This window comes from Haloferax profundi (assembly GCF_001469865.1).
Classification (GTDB): Archaea; Halobacteriota; Halobacteria; order Halobacteriales; family Haloferacaceae; genus Haloferax; species Haloferax profundi.
This window is the reverse complement of the sequence record NZ_LOPV01000710.1, coordinates 1-663: the sequence shown is the minus strand read 5'-3', so window position 1 is coordinate 663 and position 663 is coordinate 1. Positions and strand designations below refer to the sequence as shown.

Genomic DNA, 663 nt, shown 5'->3' with positions numbered 1-663 from the left:
TGATCTAATTCGAGACGCCCGCGGGCGACGTGCTCATCGCTGGTGACGAGTGCTACGTCGAGGGGAACTACACGGACGAGGTGCCACTCGGTCCGGGGTTACTCTGGAGTGACCGTCACTGGTTCGACAGTCTCCAGAAGATCAAAGAGATGGAACGGCAGACCGGCGCAGACGTGTTGTTCGGACACGACCTCGACCGGTTCCGTTCCTTCGAGAAGGGGTGGAACGTCTGAGCAGGTGCAGGGGAGCGCACCTCTCAGCATCTCGAGGGGGAGTATGGTGGTGGTGGTGGTGGTGGGAGGTTGGTTGCGAGTCGCTTCGAATTAGATCATGAGCTGGACGTCGGACTCAGCCATGTGCTGGAGTGCCGTCGCCGCACCCACGCCGGTGGTGACACCGTCGTAGAACGCGTCTTCGTCGTAGCCCATCAGTTCGATGGTCATCTGACACGCCTGCAGGTCTACGCCCATGTCGAGAGACGTCTCGATGAGTTCCTCGACGGTCGCAGTCCCGTTTTCTTTGATCTTCTTCTCCATCATGCTCGTCGCGACGTTGTCCATGAAGGGCAACGCGGCGACTGCGTTGGGCATCGGCATGCTCGGGTTGCCGATTGCGCTGAGTTTGAGGTTCTTCGACTTCTCCTCGTGGAGGATGTCGAGGCCC

At 59.9% G+C, this 663-nt stretch carries 1 protein-coding gene and 1 pseudogene; one reads left to right on the top strand and one right to left on the bottom strand.

Going from position 1 to position 663, the window contains the following annotated elements:
- Positions 1–11: 11 nt before the first annotated feature.
- Positions 12–233: pseudogene (locus AUR66_RS19725) on the top strand (N-acyl homoserine lactonase family protein); the annotation flags it as partial.
- 90 nt (positions 234–323) lie between these two features.
- On the opposite strand, the gene AUR66_RS19720 reads toward AUR66_RS19725, so the two are convergent.
- Positions 324–663, bottom strand: a 340-nt coding sequence (locus AUR66_RS19720; protein WP_197409891.1) for a DsrE/DsrF/DrsH-like family protein, incomplete at its 5' end; no start/stop codon positions are given.